13 protein-coding genes and 1 tRNA gene are annotated in these 17,690 nt (G+C 47.3%); 10 read left to right on the plus strand and 4 right to left on the minus strand.

Annotated elements, in window-relative coordinates; genetic code table 11:
* The first annotated feature begins 27 nt into the window (after positions 1–27).
* Positions 28–1,062 (plus strand): LacI family DNA-binding transcriptional regulator, encoded by a 1,035-nt coding sequence (locus tag DW915_RS03840; protein ID WP_117802081.1) that lies wholly within the window; start codon positions 28–30, stop codon positions 1,060–1,062.
* 168 nt (positions 1,063–1,230) lie between these two features.
* Positions 1,231–3,495 carry a glycogen/starch/alpha-glucan phosphorylase gene (locus tag DW915_RS03845; protein ID WP_055227980.1) on the plus strand — a complete coding sequence of 755 codons (2,265 nt, stop codon included), beginning with the start codon at positions 1,231–1,233 and terminating at the stop codon, positions 3,493–3,495.
* A gap of 73 nt (positions 3,496–3,568) precedes the next feature.
* Here the strand turns inward: DW915_RS03845 and DW915_RS03850 are convergent, their stop codons facing one another.
* From DW915_RS03850 to DW915_RS03860, 3 genes are read right to left on the minus strand one after another with little or no spacing between them, the layout of a single operon-like run.
* Positions 3,569–4,402 (minus strand): hypothetical protein, encoded by an 834-nt coding sequence (locus DW915_RS03850; protein ID WP_118741624.1) that lies wholly within the window; start codon positions 4,400–4,402, stop codon positions 3,569–3,571.
* Positions 4,396–5,094 (minus strand): ATP-binding cassette domain-containing protein, encoded by a 699-nt coding sequence (locus DW915_RS03855; protein ID WP_055227982.1) that lies wholly within the window; start codon positions 5,092–5,094, stop codon positions 4,396–4,398. Before DW915_RS03855 ends, DW915_RS03850 begins: the two co-directional genes overlap by 7 nt.
* Positions 5,087–5,464, minus strand: a complete 378-nt coding sequence (locus DW915_RS03860) for a GntR family transcriptional regulator (protein ID WP_022462266.1) — start codon at positions 5,462–5,464, stop codon at positions 5,087–5,089. The genes DW915_RS03855 and DW915_RS03860 overlap by 8 nt, the downstream gene beginning before the upstream one ends.
* Positions 5,465–5,666: 202 nt before the next feature.
* Between DW915_RS03860 and pepF the strand changes: the two genes are divergently transcribed.
* From pepF to DW915_RS03875, 3 genes are all read left to right on the plus strand, one after another.
* Positions 5,667–7,475, plus strand: a complete 1,809-nt coding sequence (pepF, locus tag DW915_RS03865; RefSeq protein ID WP_226906295.1) for an oligoendopeptidase F — start codon at positions 5,667–5,669, stop codon at positions 7,473–7,475.
* Between the two features lie 339 nt (positions 7,476–7,814).
* Positions 7,815–8,579, plus strand: coding sequence for a nitroreductase family protein (locus tag DW915_RS03870; RefSeq protein WP_022462268.1), 765 nt, complete (start codon positions 7,815–7,817; stop codon positions 8,577–8,579).
* Positions 8,580–8,838: 259 nt separating this feature from the next.
* Positions 8,839–8,910 (plus strand) — tRNA-Gly (locus DW915_RS03875).
* A 251-nt stretch (positions 8,911–9,161) separates the two neighbouring features.
* Here the strand turns inward: DW915_RS03875 and DW915_RS03880 are convergent.
* A complete protein-coding gene (locus DW915_RS03880) occupies positions 9,162–10,349 on the minus strand; it encodes an MFS transporter (protein ID WP_022461804.1) in 1,188 nt (395 codons plus the stop codon).
* Between the two features lie 368 nt (positions 10,350–10,717).
* Between DW915_RS03880 and DW915_RS03885 the strand changes: the two genes are divergently transcribed.
* The 5 genes from DW915_RS03885 to DW915_RS03905 all read left to right on the plus strand — a co-directional run bounded on the left by DW915_RS03885 (position 10,718) and on the right by DW915_RS03905 (position 17,670).
* Positions 10,718–12,130: an amidophosphoribosyltransferase gene (locus DW915_RS03885; RefSeq protein ID WP_055220597.1), complete on the plus strand. Its 1,413-nt coding sequence runs from the start codon at positions 10,718–10,720 to the stop codon at positions 12,128–12,130.
* A gap of 106 nt (positions 12,131–12,236) precedes the next feature.
* Complete coding sequence (locus DW915_RS03890; protein ID WP_118741625.1) at positions 12,237–13,799, plus strand: helix-turn-helix domain-containing protein; 1,563 nt, start codon at positions 12,237–12,239, stop codon at positions 13,797–13,799.
* 253 nt (positions 13,800–14,052) lie between these two features.
* On the plus strand, positions 14,053–14,994 hold the full coding sequence (locus DW915_RS03895) for an ABC transporter permease (protein WP_243033780.1): 942 nt from the start codon (positions 14,053–14,055) through the stop codon (positions 14,992–14,994).
* Between the two features lie 38 nt (positions 14,995–15,032).
* Positions 15,033–15,944, plus strand: coding sequence for a carbohydrate ABC transporter permease (locus DW915_RS03900; protein WP_055220601.1), 912 nt, complete (start codon positions 15,033–15,035; stop codon positions 15,942–15,944).
* A 55-nt stretch (positions 15,945–15,999) separates the two neighbouring features.
* The gene (locus tag DW915_RS03905) at positions 16,000–17,670 is read left to right on the plus strand and encodes an extracellular solute-binding protein (RefSeq protein ID WP_158581015.1); all 1,671 of its coding nucleotides are present in this window, start codon (positions 16,000–16,002) and stop codon (positions 17,668–17,670) included.
* Positions 17,671–17,690: the final 20 nt, after the last annotated feature.

A 17,690-nucleotide genomic window follows, 5' to 3' on the forward strand; every position in this document is an offset into this window, starting at 1 on the left:
AGAGTTTAAAGGAGAGGCCTGCAGAATATGGAACAGGTAACAATCAGGGACATTGCCCGCAAATGTAAGGTAGGCGTGAGTACCGTATCGAGAGCGATGAACAATCATCCGGACATCAATCCGGAAACAAAAGAGATGATTTTAAAGGTGATTGCCGAATCGAATTACGTACCGAACAACAGTGCCAGAAACCTGAAGCGGTCGAATGCGAAAGCGATTGCCATTCTGGTAAAAGGCATGGACAACATGTTCTTCAACAACATGATCAGTGTGATTGAAGAGGTTGTGCGAAAAAAGAAATACGCCTGCATTATTGAGCGAGTAGAGGAAAAGGCAAATGAGGTAGACTCCGCGATCGAGATCGTCAAAGAAAAACGACTGCGCGGCATCATTTTCCTCGGCGGAAACTTTACGCATCCGCATGAGAAAATGGCGCAGATCCCGGTTCCGTACGTGATCAGTACAATCGGGGCGGTTTCAGACGGAGGAAAACCGTGCGCGAGCGTATCGGTCGATGACTACAGGGAAAGCTATAAGATGGTAGATTATCTCTGTGGTCTCGGGCACCGGCGCATTGCCATCATTACCGCCTGCGAGGACGACATCAGTATCGGACGGCTCCGTCTGAATGCGTACCGCCAGGCTTTACTGGATCATGGGATACCTTATGACCCTGATCTGGTATTTCATATGACGAAGGACGATACGTATTCTTTCGCCACAGGGTACAAGATAACAAAAGAAATTCTGGAAAAAAAGACGGAGTTTTCCGCACTGTATGCCACCGCGGATACGCTGGCAATCGGTGCGTGCCGTGCCTTAAAAGAGGCAGGGCTTACCGTGCCGGATGACATTTCCGTCGCCGGATTTGACGGAATTGATGCAGGAGAGTATTATATACCCAGCATCACAACGATCCGTCAGCCGGTGGAGCAGCTTGCCGCAGAGACGGCGAAGATGCTGTTTTCCTTAATTTCAGGAAAAGAAGAACCCTGCAGCAAAGTATACGATGGGGAACTCGTCGTAAGGGAATCTACGAAGTCGCGGATCGCGCAGCAGTAAAATATTTGCTGTTTCGCTGCCCCCAAAAGTGATTCAGAAGTGAACCGTCCCATTCAGGGAAAAGCTTTGAATGGAACTGCGAAAGCTGCCAATTGCAGGAAATCCGGAATGGCAGCGCAACTAAATGACACTGTGGGAATTTATCCACAGCAATACGAGGAGAAAAAAATGGAAGAAAGAATTCAGGCAATCTTAAAAGAGCGTTTTGGAAGAGATCTGGACAACTGCACAAAGAGCGAAATCTTTGAAGCCCTGATGGTTATCACCAAACAGGAGATGGCAGGTCGCAAAAGAAACACCGGAAGTAAGAAGCTGTATTATATTTCAGCAGAGTTTCTGATCGGAAAACTGCTGTCCAATAACCTGATTAACCTTGGCATGTACGAGGAAGTTGAAAAAGCACTTGCAGCTCACGGAAGAGAGCTGACCGAGATCGAGGAGATGGAAATGGAGCCGTCCCTTGGAAACGGAGGTCTCGGCCGTCTGGCAGCATGCTTCCTTGATTCTATCGCAACGCTTGGCCTGCCGGGAGACGGTATCGGCCTTAATTATCACTTCGGTCTGTTCCGCCAGCTTCTGGTCGACCACAAACAGAAAGAAGTGAAAAATCCATGGATCACAAATGAGAGCTGGCTCGTCAGACAGCCGGTATCCTTTGCAGTTCCGTATAAAAACTTCACGATGCATTCTACCCTGTATGATATCGACGTACCGGGTTACAACAATGGCTGTAACCGTCTGCATCTGTTCGATGTAGATACGGTAGACGAGAGTATCGTTCCATCAGACAGCATCAACTTTGACAAGCATCAGATCCAGAAAAACCTGACACTGTTCCTCTACCCGGATGACAGCGACCGTGCCGGACAGCTGCTTCGTATCTACCAGCAGTATTTCATGGTCAGCAACGGCGCACAGTTCATCCTGATGGAGTGCGAGCAGAAGGGCTACGATCTGCATAAGCTGTATGATCACGTTGTGATCCAGATCAACGATACTCATCCGTCCATGGTCATTCCGGAGCTGATCCGTCTGCTGCAGGAGAGAGGCTTTACCATGCAGGAAGCCATCGATGTTGTAAGCAAGACCTGTGCTTACACCAACCACACCATCCTGGCAGAGGCACTGGAAAAATGGCCGATCGATTACCTCGAGGAGGTTGTTCCGCACCTGATGCCGATTATCCACGAGCTGGACGCACAGGCAAAGAAGAAATACAAAGATGAGAAAGTAGCGATCATCGACAAGGATCAGCGCGTCCACATGGCACACATGGATATCCACTACGGATTTTCTGTTAACGGCGTTGCAGCACTGCACACCGAGATCCTGAAAAACTCCGAGCTGAAACCGTTCTACGATATTTATCCGGAGAAATTCAACAACAAGACAAACGGAATCACTTTCCGCCGCTGGCTGCTGCACTGCAACCGTGAACTGGCACAGTATATCGAGAGCCTGATCGGACCGGGATTCAAAAAAGATGCCGACGAGCTGGAAAAACTGCTCAAATACAAAGACAACAAGAAGGTTCTTGCAAAACTTGAGGAGATCAAACACAACCGCAAACTGGATCTCAAACAGTTCCTGTATGAGACACAGAATATCGCGCTGGATGAAAATTCCATCATCGATGTACAGGTAAAACGTCTTCATGAGTACAAACGCCAGCAGATGAACGCCCTGTACGCTATTTACAAATACATGGATATCAAGAGCGGCAACAAGCCGAAAACCCCGATCACCATGGTATTCGGTGCAAAGGCTGCACCGGCTTATATCATCGCAAAAGATATCATCCATCTGATCCTGTGCCTGCAGGAGCTGATTGATAACGATCCTGAGGTAAGCCCGTACTTCAAAGTGATTATGCTTGAGAACTACAACGTATCAAAAGCTGCAAAGGTGATCCCGGCAGCAGATATCTCCGAGCAGATCTCCCTGGCATCCAAAGAGGCTTCCGGAACCGGAAACATGAAATTCATGCTGAACGGTGCCCTGACGCTTGGAACAGAAGACGGTGCAAACGTTGAGATTGGCGATCTTGTCGGAAAAGAGAACATCTACATCTTCGGAAAGAAACCGCAGGATGTCATCGACCTGTACGCAGATGCTGCTTACTGCTCAAAAGACATCTATGACGAAGATCCGGAGATTGCAAAGCTGGTTGATTTCATCGTCAGCGATGAGCTTCTTGCTATCGGCGACAAGGTTTGCCTGGAGAGACTCTACAAAGAGATCTTGAACAAAGACTGGTTCATGACGCTGCTCGACCTGAAAGAGTACATCAAGACAAAAGAAAGAGTATACAAAGACTACGAGAACAAAGATGCATGGAACAAGAAGTGCCTGATCAACATCGCAAAAGCAGGCTTCTTCTCCTCCGACCGTACCATTGCACAGTACAACGAGGATATCTGGCATCTGGCATAAGTGCAGAACATGCATACAAAACGCCGCCGCAGACGATTCGGTTCGTCCGCGGCGGCGCTTTTTAATGCAATTTTTATGAAAGATTCAGCCGTCTGCTTAAGATATAGCGGCAGATCAGGAACAGAACAACGCAGAGCACCACGGTGATGATAAGTGTGGAAACCGAGGATGTGGTAACCACAGCAGTCGGTGTGGAGTCCTGGAAAACACGGACGATGCTGATTCCGCCGAAGATCTGGATCACGGTAGTCATGCCGATGTAAGAGAGGACAGCCGTCAGAATTTTGTGGCTGGATACCAGGCTTCCGATGCTGATGGCGGCATAGAACAGAAGAATGCCAAAGAACAGCGAAGCGAAGAAGCCAACGATGGAAAACAGTGCCATACCGATGTGGTTCGTGATGCCGATCAGGGAAAAAGCAGCATCGGCAACACCGGTAATCTGTGCCCAGAGATAGGACAGAAAATCGGAAAAGGTCATGGCCTTGTTGTAAAAAAGCAGGGTGTTTGCGGTAAAATACCGGATTGCGGACGGCAGAAGCAAAAAAGCGAAGGAAGCGAGAACGGAAAGTGCGTTTAAGATGCTCCATGCGCCGAAAACCAGCATTTTGGAGAGAATATGATCCGTTGCCGATACCGGAAGGACGTTGGTCAGATACCCTTCGTCGGTAAAAAGATTTTTATAGTAGCGCTGGATCATCAGCACCTGTGTCATGACGGATGCGGCGATCACAATCAAAACGTACGCAAACAGATAGAGGACGATCAGCAGATCCGGCAGCTCAGAAATCTGGGAAAAGAGGAATCCGGAGCCTCCGAGAGCGCCCATGAAAATGGCGGCACCGTTCAGCAGCGCCATGTTTTTCCAGCATGCTTTCCACTCATGTTTCAGACATTTTTTTAACATTTGAATACCTCCCTGAAATAAGAATCAATCGATTCACCCTCCTGCATCCGGATATCCTCAACCGAGGCGTGCAGTTTTAACTGGCCCTCCTGGATAAAGATGACCTCATCGAGAATATTTTCGACATCGGAAATCAGATGTGTTGAGATGAGGATGGATGCGTCTGGTTCGTAGTTGTTTAAAATCGTAGATAAAATGTAATCGCGTGCTGCCGGATCGACGCCTGCAATCGGCTCGTCGAGGCAGTAGAGCTTTGCGCGGCGGCTCATCGTGAGGATGAGCTGGACTTTCTCTTTCGTTCCCTTCGACATCGTTTTCAAACGGTCCTTCGGGCTGATTTTTAAGGATTCCAGCATGGCATTGGCGCGGGACATGTCAAAGTCCTCAAAGAAATCGCTGTAATACGTTAAAAGATCCGAGACGCGCATCCAGCTGCCGAGATACATTTTATCCGGCAGATAGGAGACGATCCGTTTTGTCTCAATACCGGGATGATTTCCGGCGATGAGGACTTCACCCTCACTCGGGGTCAGCAGTCCGTTCAGCAGCTTTAAGAGCGTCGTCTTTCCGCTTCCGTTGGGCCCCAGCAGTCCGATAATTTTCCCGGAATCCAGGGAAAGGTTGAGATGATCGAGCGCGGTGTGGTTTCCGAAGCGCTTCGTCAGGTCTTTACACGTTACAAGTTCACTCATGATTTTCTTCCTCCTCAATCGTTTCGGCAAGTAGCTGCCGGATTTCCTCCGGGGTTATGCCGAGCTGTTTCATGTGGGCAACAAAAGCAGATACTTCTGCGGCGGCAAGTTCTTTTTTCATCTGATGAATCAACTCCTTATCTTCGGTAATAAAGCGTCCGCTGGTCCGCTGGGAATAGATCAGTCCGCTGCGTTCCAGTTCGGAAAGCGCTTTCTGCATTGTGTTCGGGTTGACGGCGGCCTCCTGCGCGAGATCGCGGACGGACGGAAGCTTATCGCCCGGCTGATAGCGCCCGGTGATGATGTCCATCTGTACCCGCTCGATGATCTGCAGATAGATCGGCCGCGAGGAATCAAGATTCCATGGCATATGGCATTCACTCCTTTTGTACTACTGTATTAATTTGATAGTACAATCATACAATCGGTTTATGGATTTGTCAAGAAAATTAAGAAAAAATTTTAGATTTAGAGGTTAAATTGTGGTAAACTAAGCGTAAGTGCGGCACATTAGTATTAGAAGAAAAACCGCAGAAATAGTTCCGTCTAAAAAGATGGATGAAGGGAGAAATATGGCAGAAATTAAACTGAAAAAAAGAGAAGAGATGGATCCGGCGTACTGCTGGGATCTTTCGAGTTTGTTTGGTAGTGATGAAGAATTTGAGAAAACAGAGCAGGAGCTTGCGAAGAAAATAGAAGCGTTCCGCGCAAAACAGGGAACAATGAAAGAGAGTGCAGAAGCGCTGTATGACGTTCTTTCCGGTCTGGATGACATCAGCCGCGTCTTTTCCAGCCTGTATGTCTATGCAAGCCAGAAATATCACCAGGATATGGGAAATCAGAAGTATCAGGGCTATGCCGGAAAGATGGACAGCATGATGGCTGTTCTTGCGGATGCCTCTTCTTTCGTAGAGCCGGAGATCCTGGAGCTTGACGAGGAGACGGTTACAGAATTTGAAAAAGCATATGAGCCGCTCCGTCTGTACGATCGCATATTAAAAGAAAACTTCCGCAAGAAAGAGCACATTCTCTCGCCGGAGATGGAGGCGGTTCTTGCAAAAGCCGGAGAGATGGCATCCAGCCCGGATCAGATTTTCTCGGCATTTTCGAACGCAGACCTCAGATTCCAGCCGGTCACGGATGAAGAGGAAAATCAGGTTCCACTGAGCCACGGCACCTTCGTCGGATTTTTACAGTCGAAGGACCGCCGGGTCAGAAAAGAAGCGTTTGAGAAGTATTATGCGGAGTATGAAAAACACAAAAACATGCTCGCCGCAACGTTCGGTGCCAATCTGAAACAGGCCGCATTCTTTGCAGATGTAAGAAAATATCCATCTGCACTGGCTGCATCGCTGGATGGCGGAAATATCCCGGTTTCGGTTTACGACAAGCTGCTCGAGGCGATTCATGCAAAAATGCCGGCGATGTACCGCTACGTGGCACTGCGTAAAAAGCTGCTCGGTGTGGATGAACTTCATATGTATGATGTTTACGTTTCTCTGACGAAAGAGTACGAGCAGAAATATACGTATGAGCAGGCGATCGAGATCGTGAAGAAAGCGCTTGCCGTGCTCGGGGATGATTATGTGGCACTGCTGGACAAGGGCTTTTCGGAGCGCTGGGTGGATGTTTATGAGAACGAAGGAAAAAAGAGCGGTGCTTACTCCTGGGGTTCTTACGATTCCCATCCGTATGTGCTGATGAGCTTTAACGGAAATATCGATTCGGTCTTCACACTGGCGCATGAGATGGGCCATTCGCTGCATTCCTGGTATTCGAACCATACACAGCCGTTTACGTATGCGGAGTACCGCCTCTTTGTCGCTGAGGTGGCATCAACCTGCAACGAGGCACTGCTGATCCGCTATCTGCTGAAGCATGCGAAAGAAAAAGAGGAGAAGATTTTCCTGCTGAATTATTTCCTGGATCAGTTTAAGGGAACGGTGTTCCGCCAGACGATGTTTGCGGAGTTTGAGAAGCGGATTCATGAGAAGATGGCAGAGGAAGGCACGCTGACGGCGGACGGTATTTCGGAGCTGTATCTGTCGATCAACAAGGAGTATTTCGGACCGGATATGATTTCGGATCCGCAGATCGCGCTGGAATGGGCGAGAATTCCGCATTTTTATACACCGTTCTATGTATATCAGTATGCAACGGGATTTTCGGCGGCGATTGCGATCAGCAGCAAGATCCTGGCAGGGGAGCCGGGTATCGTGGAGAAGTACAAACAGTTCTTAAGCGGCGGCTGCTCGATGGATCCGATTGACCTTTTGAAGATCTGCGGCGTCGATATGACGAAGCCGGAGCCGGTGGAAGAGGCGCTGGATGTGTTTGCTTCTTATGTGGAGGAGCTGGAGAAGCTGACCGCGGAAGCGTAAGCACAGGTTTTAAAGTTGCATAAATTTGATGGGAAATATGTGTGAAAAATATACAAAATTTGGCGCGTTTTTCCCTTGAAAAAGTTTTTGGATATGTTACAATATTATTACAGAGTAAAAATGGATGAGCTGGAAATTGAAAAATATTTGCGATTAAGAGGGAGAATTTCCGTATTTCTGTCGAATGCGGAAGATTAAACGTAAATTTTTCGGAATGCGGCTTTGCTCCTGTAAAAATGGGGAGCGGGCCGCGGCCGGCTATGAAAGAAATATTACTGTTCATTCAGCAGTGAACTGTAACAAAAACAGACGGATAGCAGATGAAGTAAGGGTGAGAGTATGAATTTATATGAGGCTATTTTTGTTAGAAAATCAGTAAGGAATTATTGTTTTGATACGCTTCCGCCGCAGACTTTGGATAAGATTTGGGAGCATTATAAGGAGATGCCGGCACTGTTTTCGGGCATCGGTGTGGATATGGCGATTCTGGACAACAGAAAAGGGCAGGAGAGAATGCTCAGTATGTTCAGTGTGAAGGCGCCGTATTATATGGCTTTTTATTCGGAGGAGTCAGAACGATATCTGATGAACGTGGGTTATATTATGGAACAGATGGTGCTGTATCTGTGCAGTATCGGACTGGGAACCTGCTTTATCGGAAGTAATCGTGTGAAAAAGGCGGAGCTTGAGAAGAACGGAAAGCGGCTGGTGGGGATCGTCGCTTTTGGTAAGAGTCATGGTTCGCATACGAGACGGCAAAGTGAAGCAAAGAGACTGCCGCTGGAGGATCTTTGTGTGTTCAAAGAGGTGCCGCGACAGTGGATGACGCAGATGCTGGAAGCGGCGAGACTGTCGCCATCCAGTATGAACAGCCAGCCGTGGAGATTTGTGGTGTATGATAACAGGATTCATATTTTCTCGAAGAAGCACAGTGTGGAGAAGCTTCGGAAGTGGGATGAGGTGAATTTCGGGATTATGTTTGCAAATATGATGGTGGCAGCAGAGGAACTGTGGCTGGATGTTGACCTGATCAGACTCGGGGATATTTCGCAGAAAAACTTCTCAAATAATCAGTATGTGCTGAGCGCGATTCTGAAGGCTTAGGGGAGAAAGGATGGACGACCTCGGACGACCTCGTGCGGCTTCGTACCTGCATCGCAGGTACGAAGCCGCACGAGGTCTGACAGTGGGGACGGGGGTAAAGCGGCTGGATCCGCCAGAAGGGCGAAAATTGGGTGAATCGTAGATGTTTTTTGATTTTTTTGAAAAAAATTGAAAATAAGTGTTGACAAATGAGGGAAGTTCCTGTATAGTATCATTTGTAAGGTGCAGCGAGCACTTAACAAGATAAAAAATTAAAAATGCGCGAGTGGCTCAGGGGTGGAGTACAACCTTGCCAAGGTTGGGGTCGCGGGTTCGAATCCCGTCTCGCGCTCTACTGGAAACCGGAATGTGTAAGCATTCCGGTTTTTGCGTTGCGTTGACAAAATATCCGCTTGAATCGGCTGGAGGATGTGGCAAAAGAGTTCGAGCAGGAGCGTGCTTAAAAAATATTTCCGCAATTAAAAAAAATACATCTGCTCAGGGAGTACCTTGATCAGATGTATTTTTACTTACAGGAAACATCGTTGAATTTTCCTGTACGCAACATATCAAAAACCGAATTCCTGCTGCAGGACAATGGAATTAATAATTGGCTTTATAGGAATTTCTCTTTTCCGCCGTTACGCGGTGCATCCGCTCTGCCATTACAACCATCAGAATCAAAATGGCCATCAGGAATACCGGATACAGTCCGAAGGAAATATGCTGGCCGAGAACGCCGAAAACCGGCGGCATCAGGCAGGTTCCGACGTAAGCAAAGGCCATCTGGATGCCGATGATTCCCTGGCTTAAGTCAGCACCGAAGTTTGCCGGTGTCTCGTGAATGATGGAAGGATAAATCGGCGCACAGCCAAGTCCGATCAGGATCAGGCCGATAAACAGAAGGGAATCGCCAAGCGGCAGCAGCATCAGAATCGTGCCGATTGCGATGACAGCCTGTCCCAGCCGAATCATTTTCTGATCATTTAATTTCATCGTGATGAAACCGCAGAAGAACCGTCCGATCGTGATGCCAATGTAGAACAGGCTTGCCCAGCTTGCTGCGCGTTTTGCATCAATGCCGCGGAACAGAGTACAGTAGCTTGCAGCCCACATGCCGGCAGTAGATTCTACTGCGCAGTAGCAGAAAAAGCAGGTCAGAACCTCTTTGACACCGGGAACGCGGATCAGGCGGGAAAAACTTCTCTGCTCCGGAACGGAGTTCTCATCTGCAGAAGCATCAGCAGATGGTTTCTGCCAGAGAGGAAGACTGAAAAATAAAATCAGAGTCAGCACAATCTGGAACAGGGCGATGGTACGGTAGCCGTTGTTCCAGGTGGAATGATTGATGGCATATCCCATGACGACCGGACCGGTGCTGCATCCGACGCCCCACATACAGTGCAGCCAGCTCATATGGCGGGCTTTGTAGTGCAGGGCAACGTAGTTGTTCAGGGCTGCGTCCACGCTTCCGGCGCCGAGACCATAGGGGATACCCCAGAGGCAGAGAGCGAGAAAAGAGTGGCTGACGGAGAATCCAAACAGCGCCACTGCTGTTGTGAGAACGCTTACTGCCGTGATTTTTCCGGTGCCGAAGCGGGTATTCAGACGGTCGCTGTTCAAACTGGATACGATTGTTCCGGCGGCAATAATCATAGAAATGATGCCGGCAGAAGAAACAGAAGTTCCAAGCTCCTGATACATGACCGGCCACGCTGAGCCGAGCAGAGAATCCGGCAGTCCGAGACTGATGAATGCCAGATAAATGACTGGTAACAAAAGTGAAACCATGGTAAAAACCTCCTATTAAGAAAAGATAAAATAAGAATGAATCGTTTTATTGCGTTTAACGCAAAACCAACATTCGTAAACAGTTTTAAAGTATCATAACCGATAAAAAGAATCAATACTTTCTTTTTTTGATTTTGCGGTAGAATCTTTGTGGAAAAAGCTGTAAATTTATTTATTAATGTAGATTATTTTTTATATCAAATTTATTAGTTGTACTTTACAGTACGGAGAAGATCGTGGTACACTAAAAGAAGAATGGTTGCGGTTCCCGCATCGGTGAACAGTAACCGGGCATCCCGGTTTGCCGGGGCATTCATATTTAAGAGAACCCAAGAGAGAAAAAATACACAAAGAGAGGTAGACAAGAAATGGGAGGCTTTTTTGGAGTTGCATCAAGAAAAGACTGTACACTGGAACTGTTTTATGGAGTAGACTATCACTCACATCTCGGAACAAGAAGAGGCGGTATGGCGACATACGGAGCAAATGGCTTTTCACGTGCTATCCACAACATTGAAAATTCACCGTTCCGTACAAAATTTGAGCGTGATGTGGAAGAAATGGAGGGAAACCTCGGCATTGGCTGCATTTCCGACTATGAACCGCAGCCGCTTTTGATCCAGTCACACCTTGGAAGCTTTGCGATTACCACGGTTGGAAAAATCAACAACATGGATCAGCTTTTAAAAGAGGTTTACGGCAACGGCCGCACCCATTTCCAGGAGATGAGCACCGGTCAGATCAATGCAACTGAGCTTGCGGCATCTCTGATCTGCAGTGAAAAGACGATTCCGGAGGGCATCCGCCATCTGCAGGATGTTGTTGACGGTTCCATGACGCTGTTGCTGCTGACAAAAGACGGCATCTACGCTGCGCGCGATAAAAAAGGCCGCACCCCGCTTGTCATTGGAAAGAAAGAGGGAGCGTACTGCGCATCCTTTGAAAATTTTGCATATCTGAACCTGGGTTACACGGATTACCATGAACTCGGACCGGGTGAGATTGACTTTATTACGCCGGAGAGCGTCGAGATGCTCGTGCCGCCGCAGGAGGAGATGAAGATCTGTTCCTTCCTGTGGGTTTACTATGGTTACCCGACTGCGTCCTATGAGGGGATCAATGTAGAGGAGATGCGGTATCACTGCGGTGCCATGCTTGCCAAACGTGATGCGGGAAGCAATGTCCACCCAGATCTCATTGCAGGCGTTCCGGATTCCGGAATTGCCCATGCAATCGGCTATGCAAATGAGTCCAAAGTTCCGTTTGCAAGACCATTTATCAAATATACCCCGACCTGGCCACGCTCCTTTATGCCGACAAATCAGGAACAGAGAAATCTGATTGCCCGAATGAAGCTGATCCCGGTGCAGGCACTGATCGATCAAAAAAAATTGCTGCTGATCGACGATTCCATCGTGCGCGGCACACAGCTCCGTGAGACAACGGAATTCTTATATCAGAGCGGTGCAAAAGAAGTTCATGTCCGCCCAGCGTGCCCGCCGCTGTTGTATGGCTGCAAATTCCTGAATTTCTCCCGCTCCAAATCCGAGCTGGATCTGATCACCAGACGGATTATTCTGGAAAAAGAGGGAGAAAACGCAGAGAAAGTACTGGAAGAGTATGCAGATCCGAAGAGTGACCGCTACGAGTCCATGTGCCAGGAAATCTGCCGCCGTCAGAATTTCACCAGCCTCAGGTATCACCGTCTGGACGATCTGGTAGAGTCGATCGGACTGCCGAAATGCAAAATGTGTACCTATTGCTTTGACGGAAAAGAATAAACAGGTTATAATGGTTTTTAAACAGGCCAGCTGACAGAAAAATAAGAGTCTGTCGGCTGGCTTTTTTCTGTAGGAAAAAGAAGAAAAATATATTGGAGGCTTACCTATGGGAATTAGTATTCTGATTGTAGATGATGATAAGCTTCTGGTGGAAAAGCTGGAAGAAACCGTCAACTGGAGCGGAATTGGAATTGATATGGTATTTACGGCAAACAACATCCGTCAGGCGCAAAAGCTGCTGGAAGAGTATCCGATTGAAATGCTGCTGTGTGACATTGATATGCCGCAGGGGAACGGGCTGGAGCTTCTGGAATGGATCCGGTACAAAAAGCTGGATATCGAATGTACCTTCCTGAGCAGCTATGCAAATTTCGCGTATGCGCAGATGGCGCTGAAGCTGTCATCAAGGGAATATCTGTTAAAACCGATTTCCAATGCGGATCTGGAAACAGCGCTGCGCAGAATTGTCGGGATTGTGCAGGAAAAACATCAAAAACAGAAGAAACAGGAGAAAAAAGGAGAGAATGAAAAGCAATTCTGGGAGGATCTTCTGGTTCAGTGTCTGCAGGAGGAGTATTGGATTGAAAGGGCAAAAAAGAGCGGATATTGTACTCCGGATGAGACCTTCCGTCTGATTCTGCTGCGGGTACTGGAAATTCCGGATAAGGAACATTATAAAAAAGAGATCAGTTTATATAATTTTGTGATTACAAATGTTCTGACGGAATATGTGGAAACAACAGAAATGAAACTGGAAACCGTGGTACATGTCAGCGATCTGGAATGGGCGGTTGTGTTGCGAAATCACGGAAGTGCGATGGGAACGCAGGAGGAACTGGCAGAACTGCGGACCTGTCTGGCGGGCGCGTTTCCGGCAAGATTCTGCATGTATATGGGAAAACCGGCGGTACTGGATGAGATTTCAAAGAGCCGCGATCAGCTCGAAGAGATGGAAAAGTATGTAGTGCCGGATGAAACAGGGATTCTGTATGAGACACGCTGGTCCTTCGTAGAGCGTGATTATCAGGAAGTGCCGTGGAAAACGTATCTGGCTGAGATGGAGCGATCCGATTCCCTTGCGGCTGTGCGGGAAAAGCTGCAGGAATATCTGAAAAAGCGTGAGAAAAGCGGCGGTCTGCGAAAAGATTTCACAAGTCGTTTTTTTGAAGAAATGATACAGAATATATATGTTTATTTAAAAGAAAGCAATATCGTTTTCGGTCAGATTTTTGACTGTGAAGAATATGAAACGAAACGGAGAGAGGCGGTTCTCTCTGTGGTAGGTGCCCATGCGTTCATCGATTATCTGTTTGATGTGCTGGAAGGTCAGAAAAAGAACGAATCCCGCAGTGACAATGTGGTGGAGCAGCTAAAAGACTATATCGAACAGAATCTGAACGAGGATCTTTCAAGATCCGTGCTTGCAGGAAAAGTGTTTCTCTCAGAGGACTACGTTTCCAAAATTTTTATGAAAACAACGGGAATGTCGCTTCCGAATTATATTGCCGAGCGGCGCATTGAGCGGGCCAAGGAGTATTTACGCAGTTCCTCACTTCCGATCAGCAAAATTGCGATGGAAGTCGGCTATGGAAATTTTTCTTATTTCAGTAAAACGTTCCGGGAGCTGGTCGGATGTACACCAAATGAGTACCGGAGCAGACAAAAATAACAAAAAAACGATGTCAATAACAAAAAAACGTTCTGCTTAAAAAAGAGATGTGAAAAGACATCTCTTTTTTAATATACAGACTGCCGGAAAATAATAGAAAAACGCCCCTCTTTTTTGTATAATATGTTCATCGGTTGAAACGAGAGCATGAAAAAGAAAAATTGTAACGATTCAGAGCCATGCGAAATGGAAGAAAAATCGAGATGGGACTCTGAACAGTTACGAAAAATCTAAAGGAAAGAAGGGATGATATGTGAGCGCCAACCATAGTAAAACCAAAAAGAAGAGCTCCATAGGATTTGTAGAGGGAGTGAGAAGAAGCAAGCCATTATACTTACTGATGCTTCCTTCTATCATCATTTTTGCCCTGTTTACGTACTATCCGATGTACGGAATTGTGATTGCATTTAAAAACTTTACACCTGCGGATGGAATTATGGGAAGCAGCTGGGCAGGACTGAAATATTTCAAGCAGTACTTTAACTCTTATCAGTTCGGTCTGACCATCAAAAACACAATCATCATCAGTCTTTACACCATCGCAGTAACATTCCCGCTCCCTGTTATCATGGGACTGCTGGTTAACCAGATGAAGGCACAGAAATTTAAAAAATTCTTCCAGGTATCGACTTACCTGCCGCACTTCATCTCTACCGTTGTTATGGCCGGAATGCTGATCCTGTTCCTCTCCCCGAGTACAGGTATTATCGCAAAGCTGGTCGGACTGCTTGGATTCAAGCTCCCGAACCTGATGGGAAGCGCAAAAGCATTCCCACACATTTATGTATGGTCTGAGGCATGGCAGCATGTAGGATGGGACAGTATCCTCTATATCGCAACACTTTCCTCTGTAGACCCGACCCTGTATGAAGCGGCGACGATGGACGGTGCCAACAAATGGCACAAAATGATCCACATCGATGTTCCGGCTCTGCTGCCGACGGCAACCATCATGTTTATCATGAGAATGGGAAGCGTCATGAGCGTTGGATTTGAGAAGGTTTACCTGCTGCAGAATACACTGAACAGTACCTCAAGTGAGATCATTTCCACCTATGTGTATAAGATGGGTCTTGTGAGCAGCCAGTACAGCCTTTCCGCTGCAATTGGCCTGTTTAACAACATTATCAACCTGGTTCTTCTTCTGGCAGTCAACTTCCTTTCCAGTAAAATGAGTGATACCTCACTGATCTGACAGAATTTTGAGCCTACATAGGAATGGAGAGCAAAAATATGAGTAAAGCAAAAGCAGTATCAACAAACAAAGTAAAGAAATCCAGAGAAGACTGGATTTTCGATATCATCCTGTATACGATCGGCGTGCTTCTGATCATCATTACCCTGTATCCGATGTACTTCATCGTCATTGCATCGTTCAGTGATCCGGCAGCCGTATCCAACGGACAGATTATGTTCCTTCCAAAAGGAGTTAACTTCAAAGGGTATAAGCAGCTGGCGAGCTACGCAAAGCTGTGGACTGGCTACCGGAATACGATTGCTTACGTAATTATGGGAACGCTTGTGACACTCGTTGTCAATATTCCGGCTTCCTACGCGCTTTCCAGAAAGCATTTATATGGAAGAAGATTTTTCACAGCATTTTACCTGATCCCGATGTTCTTCACCGGCGGTCTGATTCCAACCTACCTGGCAGTACAGAGATTTCATCTGCTGGACACCTTCTGGGTTATGGTTGTTCCGTTCTCCGTTGTAACGTATTACATCATCGTAGGACGAACGTTCTTCAACAACAGTATCCCGGAGGATCTCTGGGAGGCGGCGCAGCTGGATGGATGCGGATATCTTGGCTTCTTCTTCAAAATTGTCCTTCCACTTTCCAAAGCCGTTATCGCTGTTATCGCCCTGTGGGCGGCAGTAGGACAGTGGAATTCCTACTTTAACGCATTGATTTATATCCGAAGCGAAAGTCTGCAGCCATTGCAGATTGTCCTTCGAAGCATTCTGGTCGGCAATCAGACCATGAGTGCCATGAGTACCGGCGCTGCAGCCGTTGAGGCAAAGCAGATGGCCGACCTCATCAAATACGCGATCATCGTGGTTTCCTCCGCGCCGATCATGTGTATGTACCCGTTAGTGCAGAAATACTTCAATCAGGGTGTTATGCTCGGATCACTAAAAGGCTGATCCTGCGGACAGGAGAGAAGTATTGCAAATAAAAAATCATAAAGGAGAGATGATGATGCGAAAGAAAACAAAAATGGCCTGGAGCGTTGCTCTTTCGGCCGCAATGGCAGCTGGACTGCTTGCAGGATGTGGAAGTAATGGAGGAACGGAAAGTAAGAGTGGAAGCACTGCAGCAAGTTCTGCCAAGACAGAATCTTCTGCCAGTGACACGACAGATACCAGTGACCGCCCAACCTACAAAATTGCAACGGTAAGATGGACCGATACCTGGCCGACCGATTTCCTGCATGAAGGCGTCATGAAGGAAATCGAGGACAAGATGAATATCAACATCGACTGGCAGGTTTATTACAACAGTGACTGGTCCGAGCAGAAATCTCTGCTGCTGGCTTCCGGAGACCTCCCGGATGCATTCCTTGGATCTATCTGCTTAACACAGGCAGATATGGCACAGAACAAATCGGCATTCCTGGATCTGACAGATCTGATCGAAAAAGATATGCCAAACCTGAAAGCAGCCTTTGAGGCTGATCCGGAACTGAAAGCAGTCTGCACCAGCCGTGACGGAAGAATCTACAGCTTACCGAAGAAGCTTCCGCTTCGTCCGAAGGTTTGCGGCGATGTTATGTGCATCAACCAGGAATGGCTGGATAACTTAGGACTGGAAACTCCGAAGACCTATAAAGAACTGGAAGAGGTTCTTGTTAAATTTGCGACAGAAGATGCTGACGGCGATGGCGATCCAACCAATGAGATCGGTATCACAAATGCAGCAAGCAGCGGACTGTTAAGCGGTGATCTGCGCCACATCCTTTCCCCGTTCGGAACCATGGTAAGCCGTGACGGAAACTACATGGGACTGAATGGCGAAGGAAAACCGGTCTTCATGCCGATGGAAGAAAATTACAAAGAAGCAGTAAAATGGATGCGTCAGTTATGGGAAGAGGGCGTTGTTGACCCAGAGTACTTCACACAGGATGGCTCCATGCAGACAGCAAAACAGCAGGCTGATGGCGGTTCTCAGGTAGGTCTTATCTTTGGATGGACTGCAGACGCTCAGGTTGGTCCGAACGTAAATCAGTTTAAGACTCTTGAGGCAGTAGAAGGCTACGATGGAAACCACTACGTAGAAGCAGCAACCAATTACCTTGATATCTCCGACCGTGAGCTCATGATCTCCAAAGACTGTAAAGATCCTGACACCCTGCTGAAGTGGGCAGATGAATTTTACACCGATCTTGCATCGTTACAGACCTTCTATGGTTCCGTTGGAAGCCAGATCACAGACAATGGCGACGGAACCTACAATGTAGATGTACCAAGCGATGGATCTTCTCTGGATACCTCTGCATGGTCCAACTCCTTACGTGATTTCGGTCCGAAATACATGAACGAGGATTTCTATGACAAAGTTTCTCTTCCTGAGGATCAGGGCGACGGTGTCAAACTGGCCGATGATGCAATCAATGAGAAATACGTTGATACTGAGAAAAACTGCGGATTCCCGATGGTTCAGTATACCGACGAAGACCTTTCCAGAATCACGGCAATCGGAACCGATATCTACAAATACGTAGAAGCACAGTATGCTCACTGGGTAGTAGACGGCGGCATCGATGATGAATGGGATTCCTACATCGATCAGCTGAAAGCTATGGGTATTGATGAGTTCCTCCAGATTCAGACAGATGCTTACAATGCATACAAAGAAAATCTGGCAAAATAAACAGAAAAAATATTACCTGT

The sequence above is a fragment of the Blautia sp. AM42-2 genome (genome assembly GCF_003480245.1).
GTDB classification, from domain to species: Bacteria; Bacillota; Clostridia; order Lachnospirales; family Lachnospiraceae; genus Fusicatenibacter; species Fusicatenibacter saccharivorans.

Bases quoted from the DNA above. Each gene is read 5' to 3' on its own strand.
- DW915_RS03845 (WP_055227980.1), top strand. From the start codon at position 1,231: ATGGAAGAAAGAATTCAGGCAATCTTAAAAGAGCGTTTTGGAAGAGAT.
- DW915_RS03855 (WP_055227982.1), bottom strand. From the start codon at position 5,094: ATGAGTGAACTTGTAACGTGTAAAGACCTGACGAAGCGCTTCGGAAAC.
- DW915_RS03840 (WP_117802081.1), top strand. From the start codon at position 28: ATGGAACAGGTAACAATCAGGGACATTGCCCGCAAATGTAAGGTAGGC.
- DW915_RS03880 (WP_022461804.1), bottom strand. From the start codon at position 10,349: ATGGTTTCACTTTTGTTACCAGTCATTTATCTGGCATTCATCAGTCTC.
- DW915_RS03890 (WP_118741625.1), top strand. From the start codon at position 12,237: ATGGGAATTAGTATTCTGATTGTAGATGATGATAAGCTTCTGGTGGAA.
- DW915_RS03905 (WP_158581015.1), top strand. From the start codon at position 16,000: ATGCGAAAGAAAACAAAAATGGCCTGGAGCGTTGCTCTTTCGGCCGCA.
- DW915_RS03900 (WP_055220601.1), top strand. From the start codon at position 15,033: ATGAGTAAAGCAAAAGCAGTATCAACAAACAAAGTAAAGAAATCCAGA.
- DW915_RS03860 (WP_022462266.1), bottom strand. From the start codon at position 5,464: ATGCCATGGAATCTTGATTCCTCGCGGCCGATCTATCTGCAGATCATC.
- DW915_RS03885 (WP_055220597.1), top strand. From the start codon at position 10,718: ATGGGAGGCTTTTTTGGAGTTGCATCAAGAAAAGACTGTACACTGGAA.
- pepF (WP_226906295.1), top strand. From the start codon at position 5,667: ATGGCAGAAATTAAACTGAAAAAAAGAGAAGAGATGGATCCGGCGTAC.
- DW915_RS03870 (WP_022462268.1), top strand. From the start codon at position 7,815: ATGAATTTATATGAGGCTATTTTTGTTAGAAAATCAGTAAGGAATTAT.
- DW915_RS03850 (WP_118741624.1), bottom strand. From the start codon at position 4,402: ATGTTAAAAAAATGTCTGAAACATGAGTGGAAAGCATGCTGGAAAAAC.